Origin of the sequence: Planotetraspora mira (genome assembly GCF_016863275.1) — a bacterium.
Taxonomy (GTDB): Bacteria; Actinomycetota; Actinomycetes; order Streptosporangiales; family Streptosporangiaceae; genus Planotetraspora; species Planotetraspora mira.
On sequence record NZ_BOOO01000047.1, the window covers coordinates 1 to 14,799 of the forward strand.

The window sequence follows — 14,799 nt, forward strand, 5'->3', positions numbered from 1 at the left end:
CCGGCGCGAGCGTGGTGAAGGCATTCAACACCATCTTCCGTGGCGTCCTGGAGAACGGGCGGCCCAACGTGTTCTTCGCCGGCGACGACGCGCAGGCCAAGGCGAGATTTGCGACGTTCGTCGAGAGCCTCGGGTTGCGCCCTCTGGACGTCGGCGGTTTGAAGATGGCGCACTGGCTGGAAGGTATGGGTGTGGTCACGATGGGCCTTGCCGGTAACGGGCTCGGCCATTGGGACTTCGCTCTCGGCGTCAACGAGTTCCAGGGCTGAACTCACGACAGATCACCGAAATCCGCTGATGGCCGGACACCAATGTCGGTGAGTGATCCCTACCGAGGAGACTCTCGCAAGTGGTCAGGGGGGCGGAGGACGGCTCAGCTCGAAGGTCCGACGAGGATGGTTGCAGCTCAGTACGTGGTACAGCGGCTCTCACTCGGGACCGTCCGTTCACTTCGGATTATGCGCGAGAAGAGCCTCCTGAAGGGGAGCCAGGGGGGTGCTGTACAGCAACCCGCACAGCAACGTCGACTTACACGATCGGCCGCCGCCAGCTCGCATCTACCAATTGACCAGGAGGGCGCGTCCCTGACGAGGCAGCTGCCTTTTCCTTGTAAACAGAAGGTCTGGGGTTCGATTCCCCAAGGCGGCTCCACATGGAAAGGCCCCTGATCAGGCATTTTGCCGTCAGGGGCCTTGTGTTTGTCCGGTCAAACTGCGGATCTTGCTAATACCCTTGCTAACAGGAGATCTGATGGCCTTGGAAGAGCATCCCGGCACGTAGACCTACGACCCTGAGGCCGAAGCCGCCGCCGAGTACCTTCGAGGACTGGTCCGGACGGTGGCGTTGCCAGAACTGTGATCGTTGATCGCCCACCCCTGTCGAGTCCGGGCTGTGAAGGTCCCCGGCGGGCCCGATCATCTGCCGTTTCAGGCAACAGATGGCCGTCGAGGATCGAGGAAGTTGACACCCTGCGTCTCCATCAGTTCCTCGAACACGTCGATCCCTGCCCGTGTGGTCATGTCGGCCTCACCGGCCGTGATCGGCAGCAGCCAGAGAATGCGGACGCCCTCTTCCACGTATTCGAATTCGGGACCGAGCGGATAGGGGAGAGACACGAACAGAAAGCTGAGCTGTTGCTGGTGATCGCGACGTTGCTCAGCCGTGGGTGGGGCCGAGGTCGTGGATCGTCTGGGCGAGTGCTCGGATCAGGTCGGTTTCGGCCTCGGTCTGCCATATCAGGGCGTAGGTCAGGCGTGGCATGTCCGGCATGGGTAGCCACTGCAGGTGCGCCATCGCCCAATATCGGGTGACGTGGGCGGGGAAGTTGTGGACGATCTCGCCGGTGCTGACCAGGTTGATCAGCTCGTCGGGGTTGGTGATGGATTCGATCCGTTCGATGGTCTGGCCACGCGGGGTGTGGAAGGGGAGGTAGCTGTTCTCCCAGTAGTCCGGCATGTGGGGGGCGGTGGCGTGTCGGAAGTCGCCGAGCGCTTCCAGGGGTACGGAGGACCGGCCGGCCAATTCGTGCTCGGCGGAGACGGCGAGGACTCGTGGGTCGGTGAACAGGATCGGGCCCACGGTGAGATCGGGTTCTTCCACGGGTAGCCAGGCGATCAGTACGTCCATGTCGCCGTTGCGGAGCCCGGCGAACGGGTCGATGAGGGGGGCGCGGCGCAACTGCAGTTCCCATTGCGGGTGCCGGTCGCGGAATGCTCGCCAGTACGGATGCAGGTCGTGGACGTTGAAGGGCAGCATGCCCACCCGCAGCCGCGCGTTGATGCCGCGGGATGCCATCCGGGCGCGTTCGAGGCTTTCGTGTAGGCCCGCGTAAACCGGGAGCAGGTCGTCGCGCAACTGTCGGCCGACCGGGGTCAGGCGGACCTGGCGGCGGTTGGAGCGGTCGAACAACGGGGTCCCGATGCGGCGTTCCTGCTGGCTGATCGCCTGGCTGACCCGCGCCTGGGACACGTGGAGCCGGGCGGCCGTTCGGCCGAAGTGCAGCTCCTCGGCCAGGGTCAGAAAGATCTCGATGTCCCTATGTTCCATGTTGTTCCTAGTCGCGTTATAAGCGCCAAGTTATCGGATCGCTCGGAATCTCACGTTGATGCTGGCACGCCGCCACTCCACAGTGGGAGACGTCCAAGACCGCAAGTGGTGGCCCCGTCGAAGGAGTTGGCCGTGAGCGACGAGCTCGACACGACGGCGATGTATGCGATGCATGACGCGCTGCGCCGGGAAGCCGAGCACCTGGCCAGAGTCACCACCCTGGTCGGCGCCGACCCGGGCGCCGTCCTGCGCACAGCCGCCGGCTGGGAGCTGTTCAAGACCTCCCTGCACATCCACCACGCCGCCGAGGACGACGCGCTGTGGCCCATGCTGCGCCAGATCCTGGCCGACCGGCCGGCCGACCTGACGCTGCTGGAGGCGATGGAGGCAGAACACGCCGCCATCGACCAGGTCATCGAGGCGATCGATGAGGTACTGGCCGCGTCCGAGGACGGGTTGGACCGGCTCGGGGATCTCACCGATTCCCTGGTCACCGGCCTCACCGGACACCTCAGGCACGAGGAGGACCAGGCGCTTCCGCTGATTCAGGCGGCCGTCACCCAGGAGCAGTGGAATCGCTTCGGGCGGATCCACGCCCAGCGGATCGGTCCCGCCGTACCCAGAATCCTGCCGTGGCTCCTGGACGGCGCGAGCGACCAGACCGTCGTCGCAATGCTGGCGCAACTCACCGAACCGGCGCGCCAGGCCTACCAGCACCAGTGGCGACCCGCCTATGCGGCCCTCGACCGGTGGCATCAGCAGAAGGAACGGTCATCACCGGCGGCATCGGTCAGGTTTGAAGAACCGGGCACATGACCACCCATGCACCGCATAACCATCCTTGTAAGGGAGTAAGGCATGAAGGCACACGTCAGCTCGATCCTTCTTGGCGTCCGGGACATGGATCGGGCCAAGCAGTTCTACACCGAGGGGCTCGGCTGGAAGATCCAGAGCGACTTCGGGAATTCGGTGTTCTTCGCATCGGACGGCGCCTCGCCCGTCGGCTTCTACAGCCGTGAAGGCCTGGCCGCTCAGGTGGGTACGGACCAGGAAGGCAGCGGCTTCAGCGGACTGGTCCTCACCTACGTCGTCCGCAGCGAGACGCGGGTCGACGAGGTCATGGCGGAGGCCGAGAAGGCCGGCGCCACGGTCCTCAAGCCCGCCGGCGCTCTGCCGTGGGGCGGGTACGGCGGCTCCTTCGCCGACCCGGACGGCTACATCTGGAGCCTCGGCTACAGCCCCAAGGGCACCGACCAGCCCTACGCGGAGTAGCCGCGAACCTTGTCACACAGCCGTCCGGGATGGTGGGGCGGGCTGTCGCTGCCGTCCCGGACGGCTGTGACCCCGAGTGCCGGTGAACCGGCAGGACGAACAGGAGAAGATCATGAAGTTTCGGGCCCACGTTGAGCCACCTGAGCCCATGCGGGGCCTAGAAGTTCCGTCCGAGGTGATAGCAGCGCTCGGCGGGGGCCCGCGGCCGCCCGTGACGATCACAGTGAACGGGCACTCCTGGAAGAGCCGGGTCGCCCTCCTGCGCGGCCGCCACCTGCTCGGTCTCAGCAATGCCAACCGGCAGGCCGCAGGTGTTGCGATCGGCGACGAGGTCGAGGTCGAATTGGAGCTCGACACCGAGCCGCGCGTCGTCGTCGAGCCAGAGGACTTCGCACAGGCTCTGGACGCCGACCCCGTCACCCGCGCCGCGTACGACGCTCTCGCGTACAGCCACAAACGTGAGCATGTACGCGCCATCGAGAGTGCGAAGAAGCCCGAGACGCGCCGGCGGCGTATCGAGAAGGCCATCACCACCCTGCGGGGCTGACCCCCGAAGGTAAGACTCCGGCGGCAATGCAATCACCGTGCGGAGGCATCACCCTGCCCGACTCTCCCCGAAACAACAGATACGTCGAAACGCCTTCCGACCGGTCTGTACTTGTTTCTTGCCTTTGAGTTTCGCGTTGGGCGCCGTGATCAAGTACTGGGCCGCGCCGACCCACCTCGTCATCATGGGCATCCTCGCGCCGGCCAACTGGCCCGCCGACTGGCGCGACCTCCTGCGGGCTCCTGCCGGCGAGGAGCGGATCCCCGTGCTGGTCAAGCAGGCAGCGAACTGAGTTCCGTGGCCCGACGGTGTCACCGCGGGCCACGGCGTCCGACCTTCCTCACCCGTATCCGGAACAGGAGACCCGACGCATGAAGGCCCCGCCTCGATCGCTCGCGCAGCGCATACAGGACACCCGGCGCCGCCTCGACGAAGACGTCGACGCCTGGGTGGCCACCGCCGACCGAGCGGGTACGCCGTATCTGGTGCCGCTGTCGTTCCTCTGGGACGGCGAGACGCTGTTGATCTCGACGGCGGCGGGCAATCCCACGGCCCGCAATCTCCGCGTCGGCAGCCGGGTCCGGCTCACGATCGGGCCGACCCGCGACGTGGTCCTGATCGAAGGATCCGCGGTCGTCGCCGACGGGATCACCGACGAGGTCGCCGACGCGTTCGCGACCAAGACCGGGTTCGACCCCCGCGAGCAGCGTGACTACCCGTACTTCCACATCCTGCCGGAACTGATCCAGGCCTGGCGCGAGGTCAACGAGATCGCAGGACGGGATCTGATGGTCAACGGCAAGTGGCAGACGTAGCGTTGATGGCGGCTTCCATCTCGCGTTTCACCGTGCTGATCTGGTCATCCACGTCGCGGATCTCTACGGGTCAGGACAGGTGCCCGAGCTGGCGTAGAGCGCCGAGGTCGTCTCGGCAGGCCCAGTGCTCGGCGATCCGGTCGCCGTCGAAGCGGACCATGTGGATCTGCTGCATGCTGAACCGCCCACCGGTGGGCGGATGCCCGAACAACGGACCGTGCTGGGTGGCGGAGAGGGTGGCCCGGTAGGCTGCCCGGTTTCCGGCCGACAGCACTTCGTGGACCTCGTAGCGGATGTCGCCGAGCGCGGAGTGCAGGAACGCGACGGTGGCCTTGAGGTTGTCGGGGCCGGGCGGAGCGGGACTGGGCGGTGCGGCGTGGTCGACGAAGTCGGTGGTCACCAGTCGGTCGGCGAGGTCGGTGTCGCCGGTTTCGAACAGGTCGCGGTAGACGCCGCGGATGATCTCCTCGTGCCTGGTCATCGCGCCTCCCGGCGAGCTTGCAGGGTGTAGAGGGCGACGCATGCGGCGCCGGCCATCAGCGGGACATGGAACAGGTACTCGATGCGGGCCAGGCCCGCGAAGTCGTGGTGGTCCAGGACGCGGTGCAGGTTGTCGTGCGGCCACCAGCTCAGCAGCATGAAGCAGACGCTCACATACAGCGCCCAGGCCTGCCCGGCGGATTTGGCCGTGCGTCGCGCGGCGGGCAGACCGACGATGGCGTACGCGACGCCTGCGCCGAACAGCAGCGACTCGACCACGGAGAGGATCAGGAAGTAGGGCAGGAGATCCGCCGACGGGGTCATCGCGCCGGGCGGGTCCGGCCAGATCACGCGGCCGAGGGCGAAGGCCGCCAGGGCGGCGATACCGGCGGCGGATGCCGCAGTGATCCGAGTGGCGCGGGCGGGGGTCGGTAGGGTCGTCATTGGCTACTCACTCAGGTGACTAGAACGACATTACGGTGACTAGAATGAGATTAAGGTGAACGGCGTGGCGGCGCAAGACGGTTCCCGGCCCAATCGACGCCAGATCCAGGCGGCCCAGACTCGCCGGGACATCATCCTGGCCGCGTCGAAACTGTTCACCCAGCACGGATACGCGCATACCTCGGTCGCAGACATTGCCAGGGAGGCAGGCGTGGCCGTACAAACGATCTACGCGAGTGTCGGCACCAAGCCGCAATTGATCACCGCGATGCTCGACGAGGTGGACGCCATCGCCGAGATCCCGCAACTGGCCGCACAGATCCAGCGATCGCAGGACGCGCGCGAGGTCATTTCGCTGATGGTGCGCTTAACCCGCCAGCTCAACGAGCGCTGCCACGACATCATCACCGGACTACGTTCAGGTGCCCACGTCGATGCAGACCTCGCCGCCGCGTACGCCGCCGGAGCCGTCCGCCACCGCGACGGAGCCACCACCTGCGCCCGACACCTCGCACGGCTCAACGCGCTACGCCCCGGATTGGACACCGCGACCGCCGCCACCACAATCGCGGTGCTGCTGTCCACCGACAGTTACGCGCAACTCCACACCGAACACGGCTGGCCCTACGACCAGTGTGAAAAGTGGCTGCGCGACACCCTCAACCAGCTACTCCTGCCGGCTACGACCTAAAACCGCCGCGTCTGAGTAGCGCTTGGCGGCTGGCCCGCTGTCCTTTCGGATGGGTCGACAGCAGACGAGCGATCAGGACAGGGCGTCGTGTGTGCCGGTCGTTGCTTTGTGTCGGCCTCGAACCTTTTGTCTGGATGGAGCAACGTACGTGTTGCTGGACTTGCTCGGCGACGTGCTCGGGGAGTTCATTCCGACTCCGCATCGGCTACAGCGCTGGATCTACCGGCATCCGATGCTCTCCAGCGCGGGTACTGGCGGGGTTGCGTTCGCTGGGCTCACCTTGGCTCTATGGGTGAGCGGGGAGGCGCCCATTCCTTGGGCACTGCCTGGCAGCGTGGGTCTTGGCCTCGCTGTCTTCGTGCGATTGCTGATGGCCATGAACGTATACGTAGCGAAGCGCCAGGCAAGGCGCCAGTCGGGGCATGTGCCCCTCGATGAGAAGCGCCGGATGAGCGTGAACACGGAACCCCGCCGGGCTAAGCACGGCCCGAACAGGCTCTCCCCCGAAGAGCCGCTACCCCGATTGTTCGAGCCGCCCGGCGTACCAAGGCGTCCCGAGATAGACGGCTGAGGCGAACTCCGGGCCAGACGGAGGCTGTACAGCACTGGGATAGCAAGCTCAGACACCTGTTGCCATCGCCTTACAAGCGAGAGGTCACTGGTTTGAACCCAGTACCGGGAACAGAGGCCGTTTCGATGATTGACAACGGCAATGCGATCGTCCTGCTCGTGCACGCCGAGGACGGCGAGATTTCCGCGTGCTTCCAACTCGGCACCCGCGACGTCACCGGGACGAACAACGGCCCGCTGACGGAAGCGCTCCGGCATGCCGGCCTCATTCCGGACGCGAACGGCGGCGGCAGCGCGCCCCCTTCTCGTGAGGCCGAACGTTCGATGCTGCGCGTGGCCGAGACCCACTTCGACCTCACCTTGCCGCGTGCCGACATCCTGGAGCACGAACTCATGGCAGCCCGCGTCCCCGGATAGAAGCGCAACTTGAGTCGATCAGGCACCGACCCCGCTCGACGATCTTGTATCGAAGAGGTCGAGGTCCCGGGTGGGGGAGGTGCTGTCCATATGAGAAGGCCCCTGAACAGGCGGTTCGCCATCAGGGGCCTTGCGTTTGTCCGGCCAAATTGCGGATCTTGCTAACACGTCCGGACGCCGGTTTTGCTCCAGAGGGTCAGGCGGCCCGCCGGCCGAGGGCTCAGGTCAGGTCCCCCTCTTGGGTCTCTTCGACCTGTCGGATGAGCTCCTTCAGCCGGGAGATCTCGTCGCGCAGGGCTTTCTTGCCGGCCGGCGTGAGGTGAATCCACGTACGGCCGCGTCTGCCCTCGTAGCCTTTCTCGATTGTGATCAGGCCGGCCTTCTCCAGGACGGTGAGGTGCTGGGAGAGGTTGCCGACCGTCAGGTCCAGCGTCGTACGCAGGAAGCCGAACTCCACCCGCCGTGCTTCGTGGGCGATGGTCAGGATGCCCAGCCGTACGCGCTGGTGAACGACGTCGTCGAGCCCGTTCGCGGGGTGGGTCATGCGTGGCGCCGCTCGGCGAGCGCGAAGCCCGCTCCGCCCAGGAGGAGCACGCCACCGGTCAGCGCCAGGGCGGGAAGGAAGCTCCACGTCGGGGAGAGGTTCACGTCGATGTTCAGGCGCGGGCCGATGCCGCAGGCCAGGAGCGTCACCACCAGATAGCCGATGGCGAAGCTGAGCACGGCCCAGCTGCGTTCCACGCGGGCCAGGACGAACAGGGCCAGGCTGATGGAGATCAGCGGCACCAGGCCGACGGCGACCGGGCCGGACGGTGACATGCCCGCCAGGTTCAGTTGCTGCGCCCATCCCGACAAGACACCGAAGATCAGCCCGACCGCGACTCCGGCGCCGACATACGGCAGGATGCGGGCGCCCACTCCACGACTACGGGCCCGGTGGACATAGAAGGCGGCGATCGCCGCGTATGCCAGGACGAAGGCGGAGATCCAGTAGACGCCGGCCGGCCAGCCGACGACCTGGACACAGGTGCCCTTGTAGATGAGCTCCACGCCGCCCCGGGCGCCCAGGGCCGGGTCGCACGTCACGACGTGCCGCCCCAAGCGGTAGAAGGGCGCGGCTGCGACGACCACCAGGCCGAGCAGCACGAGCGGGAACCAGGTGCCGCGCTGTGCCTGGCGCACACGTCGGGTGAGGTGTTCCGTGGTCGAGAAGACCTGCCGGGCGATGTCCGCGGAGAGAGCCGATTCGTCTGTCACGGCATTAGGTTTGCATCACAAATCACTCTTCGCAACATACTTCCCAAGATTCGCGGCCTGCCGCGGACTGGATCTACCGCCTGACCTGCCGTTTCGGCGGACGCAGCCCATTCCCGTCGCATTCCGGTGGGCATCCCAGGGTCTGAGGAACATTCGAACCCGATCGCGCGTCATAGCTACTTGGCGGACGGCCGCGCTCCATCGAGATCCTGGTCCACTTGATCGCTGTCACCGGGCCGCGCTCCGGTCGCCGCACTGGACGTCGAGGACTGCGCCGCGGTGACGCACGGGGGGACACCGTGGCGCCGGCGACTTCATGCGGGAGGAGTTCCACATGGCAGTTCGATTCGACGTGGAGTCCCTGCCTCCCAACGATCGTGCAGAGGCGATCCGTGAAGTCTCGCGGACGTTAAATGGCCGATCAGAGGTGGACTTTCCCTCGAATCCGGATCTCATCAGGGCCGTTACGATTACCAACGCGCTGGGCTCGGTAGAAATCTCAAGCATCCACTGGAACGTGGCTGCCCTTCGGCGGGCCGCCGGCCCAATGACTGATGACGTTGAACCGCACATTTTCGTCGGTCTCCAGAAATCAGGAGTGTCCCGATTCGACCAGGGCGGCAGGCAGGCGGAAATACGGCCGGGAGATCTGGTTCTGCTCCAGAACGTGAATCCTTACAGTGTTTTGTTTCAGGACACCGTGACCGCGTTCACCCTTCGTGTTCCCAATCGCATCCTTGGTCTCTCACCGTCCCTGCTGGGTCGGATCACATCTGTGCGACTCGGTGCGGAACGCCCGGTTGTGGATACCGCGGCGGCATTCATCTCCCGGTTGGCCCGCAATCAGGCCACTATCGGCGAGACTGACGCCGGCCTGTTGGCGCAGCCCTGTATCGAATTGATCAGGGCTGTGGTCACTACGGGCCTTGGGTGTGACGACCTGGCCAGGGAGCCTTTGCATCACACTCTCCTGCAACGCGTCATGACTTACATACGTCTCCATCTGGCGGAGCGCGATCTGAGTGCCGAGCGTATCGCCGCCGAGCACTTCATTTCCGTGCGCCAGCTCTACTTGACTTTGTCTCAGGCCGGCATCTCACTCGGCGATTGGGTCAGGTCTCAGCGCTTGGAGAAGTGCAAACTGGAACTGGCCTCGCCCCTACATCAGTTCACGACGATCGAGGCGATCGCCCACCGGTGGGGGTTTGCCAGCGCGCCCCATTTCAGCCGTGTATTCAAGGCCGCTTATGGTGTAAGCCCTCGCGAGTGGCGCCATAGGAATCGTCGGCTTCCAGCCGAAACAGAGTGACCGCCGGACGCCCGGACGAGCACCCCACGCCGGAAGATCTCCATTGCCACGGGGACCCGTACAGGTGCCGGGCGGAGCCTTGCACGGGAAGGCAAGGAGCCTTGCACGGCAAGGCAAGTTACCGCACGGTACAAAACCTATATTTGCCGCTGATCCCACGAGGTCACGTCTTTCGGCGTTGACGCATGTAAGTCGACGGGCGCGATTCCTTGTCGCGGCCACTGTTCCCCGAGCACTAATGAGGGCCTATGAGCACGCAACCGACACTCCTTCTCGTGCATGGCGCGTACCACCGTCCCTGGGTATGGGACCGGGTGATCGAGCAACTTCACGACGTGGACGTGCACACGGTGGCCTGTCCCAGTAGCGGGAGCGACCTTGGAGCACTCGGCACGCTTCAGGACGACGCCGATACGGTTGCCGCCGCTGTAGCCGCTATCGACGGCCCTGTCGTCGTCGTGGCGCACTCCTACGCCGGATCTGTCGTCACCGAGGCGCTGGCCGGCGCGGACAACGTCAAGCGAATCGTCTACCTCGCCGCCGCGATGGTCGACGAGGGAGAGTCCCTGTTGGGAAGTGCGGGCGGTGTGCCGCCGTCCTGGTGGCTGATCAGCAAGGACGAGGGCCCCGAGGGTGGCGTCATCCGGGTGGCCGAGGACGAGGCCAAGGACGTCTTCTACGGCGACGTCGATTCCGAGCTCGCCGCGGAGGCGATAGAGAAACTGGTCCCCGCGTCGTACTCCTCGCAGACCGGACCGGTCTCCGGGGCCGCCTGGCACACCATTCCCAGCACGTACATCATCTGCACGGCGGACAACGCCATCCCCCCGTTCGCTCAGGAGGCGATGGCTGAGCGGGCGAAGCGGGTGTATCGCCTGGATTCCTCCCACAGCCCGTTCCTGTCGATGCCGTCAGAGTTGGCGGCACTGCTCAGGGGCGAACTCGCATCTTGAACGGCGCTGAAAAGCGCTCACATCCGCGTGTGTCCCCTGGTCTGCGATAGGGGCCAGGGGACACATCACTGTGGACGATCGACGACGCGCCGTCGGGATGTAGGTCCGGGGCTCAGCAGGCCTTGGAGTAGACCTTCGACGAGGACTTGTAGGCGCAGGAGTCCTTCAGCGTCCCGGACGCGTTCCGCAGGTACGCGGTGTCCGAGGTGTTGTTCCAGATGTAGGCGAAAGTACCCAGGCTGAAACTCCTGCCCCAGTAGCGGTTGGCGGAGGTGTTCTTGCCCTTGCCGGTCCGCACGGTGACCGTCTTGCCGGCGCCGAGGGTGAACGCGCCGAACTTGAAGATGTGACCCGAGGTGGTGCTCTGCTTGTCGCGGAGGGTCCAGCCCTTGAGGCTGACCGCCTTCTTCGTGGTGTTCTTGATCTGTACGTACTCGCCGTTGAGCTTCTTGTTCGTGACGGGAGTGTCGGAGGTGCGGCCGTACGAGTTGTAGTAGATCTTGGTGATCTGGATGGCCGGGCCGGCCGCATACGCGGGCTGAGCGACGACGACCGCGCCGACGGCCAGCGAGGTGGCCAACAGCAGGGAACGAGCACGCACAGGAGACTCCTGAGGTGGGGGACATGAACTGCGAGTTGATCATATTGATGGCGATAAGTACCGATGGACCGTTCCCGCATCGGTTTGGTATCTCTCGGGGACTTTGCGCGTAGGGGCCCGTCTCCTACCACGGGACCGGCGTCCCGTCCCAGGAGAAGAACTCCCCGGAGGGGCCGTCGTCCTTCAGCAGCGCCAGCCGGATCGCGCCCGCCGCGGCCTCGGCTGGGTCGCCGCCGCTGGTGGCGGCCGTGGCGTTGAGGTCGGTCCGGCGCAGGCCGGGTGCGAGTGCGTTCACCTTGATGCCGTCACCGGCCAGTGCGTGGGCGTAATACACGGTCAGTGCGTTCAGCGCGGCCTTGGACGACCGGTAGGCGGCGTAACCGCCTCGGTGCGGGAACTGCGGTCCGGTGGCCCAGGTCAGCGATCCGGTACCGCTGGAGATGTTCACGATCCGGGGGTGCGCGGACCGCCGCAGCGCCGGCAGGAAGCCGTTGGTCACCGCGACGACCCCGAAGACGTTCGTCTCATAGATGAGGCGAAAGGTGTCGACGTCCTCTCGGTCGGGTGTCTCGTCATCGCCGGAGATTCCGGCATTGTTGATCAGGATGTCCAGCGCGCCGACCTGGCGCGCGGCGTCGGCGATGCTCGCGGCGTGGGTCACGTCCAGGACGAGCGGTCGGGCGTCGCCGCCTATCTCCTCGACGGCGCGCTCTCCGCGCGCGGCGTCGCGCGAGCCGACGTAAACGGTGAGACCCGCGGCCGCGAGTTGGCGCGCGATCTCCTTGCCGATGCCCTTGTTGGCACCGGTGACCAGTGCGATCGAGTTGTCCATGTCGTCGAGGGTGCCTGCCGGCCAGGCGACCGATCCAGGCACAATCGATACCAGTGAAAAGGACGACCCGGGAGGTATCGAATGGTGAGAGACGAACTGGCCCGTTTCTTGCGCGATCGGCGGGAGGGGCTGCGCCCCGGTGACGTCGGCCTCCCCGCGGGGCCCCGGCGCCGCACGCCAGGCCTGCGCCGTGAGGAGGTCGCCGACCTGGCCTGCATGTCGGTTGACTACTACGTCCGGCTGGAGCAGGCGCGGGGGCCACGCCCGTCGCCGCGGATCCTGAAGTCTCTGGCGGGTGCGCTCCGGCTCGCGCCTGCCGAGCGGACGCACCTGTTCCGGCTGGCAGGCGTGGCTCCGGAGTCGCCCGCCGGACCGCCGCGGGAGGTTCGCCCGTACGTTGACGGCCTGCTGCGCCGGGTCCCGGAAACCGCGGTCGTCGTCACCGCGGCCACCTACGACGTGATCGCCTGGAACCCGCTCGCCGAAGCGCTACTCGGCAACCTCCGCGCCCAGCCCAACCTGGCCCGCCGGCGCTTCCTGTTCCGTGATGAGGTGCTGACCACGGGCCATGAGGAGTTCGGTGAGTTCGCGGTGGCTCGGCTGCGGGCCGCAGCCGATCGGTATCCCCACGACACGGCCCTTGCCGCCCTTCTGTCCGAGCTCAGATCGGGCAGCGCGGAGTTCAACGAGATCTGGGCCACCAACCCGGTGTGCGCTCCCGGCCACCGGACGAAGACCATGACGCATCCCGAACTCGGTCGGCTTCGCATCAACTGCGACATCCTCATCACCCCGGACGACGACCAGCAGGTCGTATTCATGACCGCGGATCCGGGCACGCCGACCGCTCGCGCCCTGCGTCACCTGGCCGCCCAGGTCGCATGACCGGTATGTCTCTCGGGTTGAGTCGGGTCCGGGCCGGTCAGTTAGGCGGAGTGTCCCGCGGATTCGCCGGCTCTGGGCTGTGATCGGCGCCGCCGTCCGCCGGGGTCCGCGTCTTCTTGCGGATACGGGAGGCGCGGAGGTTGGCCATGTTGCCGCACGTGCGTACGTTGTGCCAGACCCCGCTGCTGTTCCGGGACGTGTCGTAGAAGGCGGATCGGCACCCGGGCTCGCGACACAACTTGAGGTGGGCCCAGTCGCCGTCCTGCTGGGCCAGCAGGATCTCTGACCAGACGGCCGACTCCAGCCACCTGCTGCCCGTGCCGAAGGGGACCATCCCCACCCGCCCCTCACCGTCGGAGACGAGGCTCACCTGGGCGCGCTGCTCGACGCCGGCCTGTGTACCGGCCATGTCGACAGGCCGCTCACCGGGAGGAACCGCAAGCATCTTCTCCACGGTCGTCCTGAGTTCCCGCAGCGCCTCCAAGTCCGCCTGGGGGAGTGACAGTCCGGGGGAATCGAGCCCTCGGCTGCGGGCCCATTCGTCGGCGGCCCCGCGCAGCCAGTCCTCAGCCGACGTGCGGTCGGTGAGCAGATCCGGGCCGTCACGTTCGACGGCATGCGTGTTCACCAACTCCTGCACCAGCGCGAGTCCGGCAGGAGCGGTCCGGGCCCCGAATCTCTCAGTCGCCAACCATGACATAGGTAAGAGCTTATTTGACTACGTCGCTGGAAGCGAGCACTCTGGGACAGAGGCAAAGCGCCTTATGGCTCTGTCGCACGACAGGGCGTCTTTCGAAGGAGTGTGGAATGACCACTGTCAGTGGAGCGACCGTCCTGGTCACGGGTGGACAGCGAGGACTTGGCAAGGAGATCGTGCGGGAGCTTCTGCGTGCCGGGGCCGCGAAGGCGTACGTCACCTCCCGCGAGCCGGTGACCGAGGACGACCCGAGGATCGTCCCGCTCGAGTTCGAACTGGCGGACCCGCGTGCCGCCGCTGAGCTCGCGCGAGTCGCCGGTGACGTCACCGTCGTCGTCAACAACGCCGGAATCATGACCTTCGGACCGCTCTTGGAGGACGACGAGGAGGAGGTCGCCCGGGTCTTCGGGATCGTGGCGTTCGGCCCGCTGCGCGTCGCGAAGGCCTTCGCGCCCGTTCTGGCGGCGAACGGAGGCGGCGCGCTGGTCAACATGCACTCGCTGACGTCGTGGATCGCCGGATTCCCCGGCTCCGGCACCCACGGCGCAGCGAAGGCCGCCCTGGTGTCGATGACCAACTCGCTCCGGGTGGAACTCGCCGCGCAGGGCACCCAGGTCCTCGGCGTCCAACTCGCTCTGACCGACACCGACCTGGTCCGCCGGTTGGACGGCGCCAAGAACGACCCGCGTGCAGTGGCCGCAGACATCGTCGCGGCCCTCCAGAAGGGGGAGTCCGAGTTGCTTGCGGACGACTTCAGCCGTCACTTCAAGGCCGCCCTCTCCGGCCCGGTCGAAGGACTGGCCGTGACGAACTGAGGGAAGTCGTTAAAACCCGTTGCAGTCGATGCGCTGATGCCCATAGCGTCCGCGGAGCCGTCCATCGTGTGGGTGGGCGCCGTCGATGAGGAGGTGTGCGGCAGATGCGTATGAGCGCTCAGCAGCCGAGTCCGGGTTCTGACATCTTCCGCCCCCTCACCACGGAGA

Annotated in this window: 21 protein-coding genes; 12 read left to right on the forward strand and 9 right to left on the reverse strand. The window is 66.2% G+C overall.

Annotated elements, in window-relative coordinates:
• A partial coding sequence (locus tag Pmi06nite_RS37160; protein WP_505882835.1) for an NAD(P)-binding domain-containing protein occupies positions 1-269 on the forward strand: 269 nt, incomplete at its 5' end.
• A 657-nt stretch (positions 270-926) separates the two neighbouring features.
• Here the strand turns inward: Pmi06nite_RS37160 and Pmi06nite_RS37165 are convergent.
• Positions 927-1,115: a suppressor of fused domain protein gene (locus Pmi06nite_RS37165; protein WP_203957918.1), complete on the reverse strand. Its 189-nt coding sequence runs from the start codon at positions 1,113-1,115 to the stop codon at positions 927-929.
• Positions 1,116-1,155: 40 nt separating this feature from the next.
• Complete coding sequence (locus tag Pmi06nite_RS37170; RefSeq protein ID WP_203957919.1) at positions 1,156-2,046, reverse strand: LysR family transcriptional regulator; 891 nt, start codon at positions 2,044-2,046, stop codon at positions 1,156-1,158.
• A 132-nt stretch (positions 2,047-2,178) separates the two neighbouring features.
• Here Pmi06nite_RS37170 and Pmi06nite_RS37175 point away from each other — a divergent pair, with 132 nt between their 5' ends.
• The 5 genes from Pmi06nite_RS37175 to Pmi06nite_RS37195 all read left to right on the forward strand — a co-directional run bounded on the left by Pmi06nite_RS37175 (position 2,179) and on the right by Pmi06nite_RS37195 (position 4,680).
• Positions 2,179-2,862, forward strand: a complete 684-nt coding sequence (locus Pmi06nite_RS37175) for a hemerythrin domain-containing protein (RefSeq protein ID WP_203957920.1) — start codon at positions 2,179-2,181, stop codon at positions 2,860-2,862.
• Positions 2,863-2,904: 42 nt separating this feature from the next.
• Positions 2,905-3,318 (forward strand): VOC family protein, encoded by a 414-nt coding sequence (locus Pmi06nite_RS37180; protein ID WP_203957921.1) that lies wholly within the window; start codon positions 2,905-2,907, stop codon positions 3,316-3,318.
• Between the two features lie 112 nt (positions 3,319-3,430).
• A complete protein-coding gene (locus Pmi06nite_RS37185; RefSeq protein WP_373317357.1) occupies positions 3,431-3,865 on the forward strand; it encodes a YdeI/OmpD-associated family protein in 435 nt (144 codons plus the stop codon).
• 124 nt (positions 3,866-3,989) lie between these two features.
• Positions 3,990-4,157: a hypothetical protein gene (locus Pmi06nite_RS37190; RefSeq protein WP_203957923.1), complete on the forward strand. Its 168-nt coding sequence runs from the start codon at positions 3,990-3,992 to the stop codon at positions 4,155-4,157.
• Between the two features lie 79 nt (positions 4,158-4,236).
• Entirely contained in the window at positions 4,237-4,680 is a 444-nt protein-coding gene (locus Pmi06nite_RS37195) for a pyridoxamine 5'-phosphate oxidase family protein (protein WP_203957924.1), read from the forward strand.
• A 70-nt stretch (positions 4,681-4,750) separates the two neighbouring features.
• Here Pmi06nite_RS37195 and Pmi06nite_RS37200 read toward each other — a convergent pair whose 3' ends face one another.
• Together Pmi06nite_RS37200 and Pmi06nite_RS37205 are read right to left on the reverse strand one after the other, a co-directional pair.
• Positions 4,751-5,161, reverse strand: a complete 411-nt coding sequence (locus Pmi06nite_RS37200; protein WP_203957925.1) for an ester cyclase — start codon at positions 5,159-5,161, stop codon at positions 4,751-4,753.
• Positions 5,158-5,604, reverse strand: coding sequence for a hypothetical protein (locus Pmi06nite_RS37205; protein WP_203957926.1), 447 nt, complete (start codon positions 5,602-5,604; stop codon positions 5,158-5,160). Before Pmi06nite_RS37205 ends, Pmi06nite_RS37200 begins: the two co-directional genes overlap by 4 nt.
• A gap of 55 nt (positions 5,605-5,659) precedes the next feature.
• On the opposite strand from Pmi06nite_RS37205, the gene Pmi06nite_RS37210 reads away from it, so the two are divergent.
• Positions 5,660-6,295 (forward strand): TetR/AcrR family transcriptional regulator, encoded by a 636-nt coding sequence (locus Pmi06nite_RS37210; RefSeq protein WP_203957927.1) that lies wholly within the window; start codon positions 5,660-5,662, stop codon positions 6,293-6,295.
• Positions 6,296-6,991: 696 nt separating this feature from the next.
• Positions 6,992-7,282 (forward strand): hypothetical protein, encoded by a 291-nt coding sequence (locus Pmi06nite_RS37215; RefSeq protein WP_203957928.1) that lies wholly within the window; start codon positions 6,992-6,994, stop codon positions 7,280-7,282.
• A gap of 220 nt (positions 7,283-7,502) precedes the next feature.
• Here the strand turns inward: Pmi06nite_RS37215 and Pmi06nite_RS37220 are convergent, their stop codons facing one another.
• Positions 7,503-7,826: a transcriptional regulator gene (locus Pmi06nite_RS37220; RefSeq protein ID WP_203957929.1), complete on the reverse strand. Its 324-nt coding sequence runs from the start codon at positions 7,824-7,826 to the stop codon at positions 7,503-7,505.
• Positions 7,823-8,539 carry a hypothetical protein gene (locus tag Pmi06nite_RS37225; protein WP_203957930.1) on the reverse strand — a complete coding sequence of 239 codons (717 nt, stop codon included), beginning with the start codon at positions 8,537-8,539 and terminating at the stop codon, positions 7,823-7,825. The genes Pmi06nite_RS37220 and Pmi06nite_RS37225 overlap by 4 nt, the downstream gene beginning before the upstream one ends.
• A 334-nt stretch (positions 8,540-8,873) precedes the next feature.
• Between Pmi06nite_RS37225 and Pmi06nite_RS37230 the strand changes: the two genes are divergently transcribed.
• Entirely contained in the window at positions 8,874-9,848 is a 975-nt protein-coding gene (locus Pmi06nite_RS37230) for a helix-turn-helix domain-containing protein (RefSeq protein WP_203957931.1), read from the forward strand.
• 248 nt (positions 9,849-10,096) lie between these two features.
• Positions 10,097-10,801, forward strand: coding sequence for an alpha/beta hydrolase (locus Pmi06nite_RS37235; RefSeq protein ID WP_203957932.1), 705 nt, complete (start codon positions 10,097-10,099; stop codon positions 10,799-10,801).
• A 112-nt stretch (positions 10,802-10,913) separates the two neighbouring features.
• Here Pmi06nite_RS37235 and Pmi06nite_RS37240 read toward each other — a convergent pair whose 3' ends face one another.
• Both Pmi06nite_RS37240 and Pmi06nite_RS37245 read right to left on the reverse strand, forming a co-directional pair.
• Complete coding sequence (locus Pmi06nite_RS37240) at positions 10,914-11,402, reverse strand: lamin tail domain-containing protein (RefSeq protein ID WP_203957933.1); 489 nt, start codon at positions 11,400-11,402, stop codon at positions 10,914-10,916.
• 124 nt (positions 11,403-11,526) lie between these two features.
• Positions 11,527-12,234 (reverse strand): SDR family oxidoreductase, encoded by a 708-nt coding sequence (locus Pmi06nite_RS37245; RefSeq protein ID WP_203957934.1) that lies wholly within the window; start codon positions 12,232-12,234, stop codon positions 11,527-11,529.
• A gap of 81 nt (positions 12,235-12,315) precedes the next feature.
• Between Pmi06nite_RS37245 and Pmi06nite_RS37250 the strand changes: the two genes are divergently transcribed.
• The gene (locus tag Pmi06nite_RS37250; protein WP_203957935.1) at positions 12,316-13,119 is read left to right on the forward strand and encodes a helix-turn-helix transcriptional regulator; all 804 of its coding nucleotides are present in this window, start codon (positions 12,316-12,318) and stop codon (positions 13,117-13,119) included.
• A 37-nt stretch (positions 13,120-13,156) separates the two neighbouring features.
• Here the strand turns inward: Pmi06nite_RS37250 and Pmi06nite_RS37255 are convergent, their stop codons facing one another.
• Positions 13,157-13,819 (reverse strand): CGNR zinc finger domain-containing protein, encoded by a 663-nt coding sequence (locus Pmi06nite_RS37255; RefSeq protein ID WP_203957936.1) that lies wholly within the window; start codon positions 13,817-13,819, stop codon positions 13,157-13,159.
• A gap of 107 nt (positions 13,820-13,926) precedes the next feature.
• On the opposite strand from Pmi06nite_RS37255, the gene Pmi06nite_RS37260 reads away from it, so the two are divergent.
• Positions 13,927-14,631: an SDR family oxidoreductase gene (locus Pmi06nite_RS37260; protein WP_203957937.1), complete on the forward strand. Its 705-nt coding sequence runs from the start codon at positions 13,927-13,929 to the stop codon at positions 14,629-14,631.
• The last annotated feature ends 168 nt before the right edge of the window (positions 14,632-14,799 follow it).

What these genes read in the sequence shown, in the direction of transcription:
- Pmi06nite_RS37220 (WP_203957929.1), bottom strand. Translation starts at nt 7,826, where the DNA reads ATGACCCACCCCGCGAACGGGCTCGACGACGTCGTTCACCAGCGCGTA.
- Pmi06nite_RS37205 (WP_203957926.1), bottom strand. Translation starts at nt 5,604, where the DNA reads ATGACGACCCTACCGACCCCCGCCCGCGCCACTCGGATCACTGCGGCA.
- Pmi06nite_RS37215 (WP_203957928.1), top strand. Translation starts at nt 6,992, where the DNA reads ATGATTGACAACGGCAATGCGATCGTCCTGCTCGTGCACGCCGAGGAC.
- Pmi06nite_RS37230 (WP_203957931.1), top strand. Translation starts at nt 8,874, where the DNA reads ATGGCAGTTCGATTCGACGTGGAGTCCCTGCCTCCCAACGATCGTGCA.
- Pmi06nite_RS37170 (WP_203957919.1), bottom strand. Translation starts at nt 2,046, where the DNA reads ATGGAACATAGGGACATCGAGATCTTTCTGACCCTGGCCGAGGAGCTG.
- Pmi06nite_RS37195 (WP_203957924.1), top strand. Translation starts at nt 4,237, where the DNA reads ATGAAGGCCCCGCCTCGATCGCTCGCGCAGCGCATACAGGACACCCGG.
- Pmi06nite_RS37180 (WP_203957921.1), top strand. Translation starts at nt 2,905, where the DNA reads ATGAAGGCACACGTCAGCTCGATCCTTCTTGGCGTCCGGGACATGGAT.
- Pmi06nite_RS37245 (WP_203957934.1), bottom strand. Translation starts at nt 12,234, where the DNA reads ATGGACAACTCGATCGCACTGGTCACCGGTGCCAACAAGGGCATCGGC.
- Pmi06nite_RS37185 (WP_373317357.1), top strand. Translation starts at nt 3,431, where the DNA reads ATGAAGTTTCGGGCCCACGTTGAGCCACCTGAGCCCATGCGGGGCCTA.
- Pmi06nite_RS37250 (WP_203957935.1), top strand. Translation starts at nt 12,316, where the DNA reads ATGGTGAGAGACGAACTGGCCCGTTTCTTGCGCGATCGGCGGGAGGGG.
- Pmi06nite_RS37200 (WP_203957925.1), bottom strand. Translation starts at nt 5,161, where the DNA reads ATGACCAGGCACGAGGAGATCATCCGCGGCGTCTACCGCGACCTGTTC.
- Pmi06nite_RS37255 (WP_203957936.1), bottom strand. Translation starts at nt 13,819, where the DNA reads ATGTCATGGTTGGCGACTGAGAGATTCGGGGCCCGGACCGCTCCTGCC.
- Pmi06nite_RS37260 (WP_203957937.1), top strand. Translation starts at nt 13,927, where the DNA reads ATGACCACTGTCAGTGGAGCGACCGTCCTGGTCACGGGTGGACAGCGA.
- Pmi06nite_RS37235 (WP_203957932.1), top strand. Translation starts at nt 10,097, where the DNA reads ATGAGCACGCAACCGACACTCCTTCTCGTGCATGGCGCGTACCACCGT.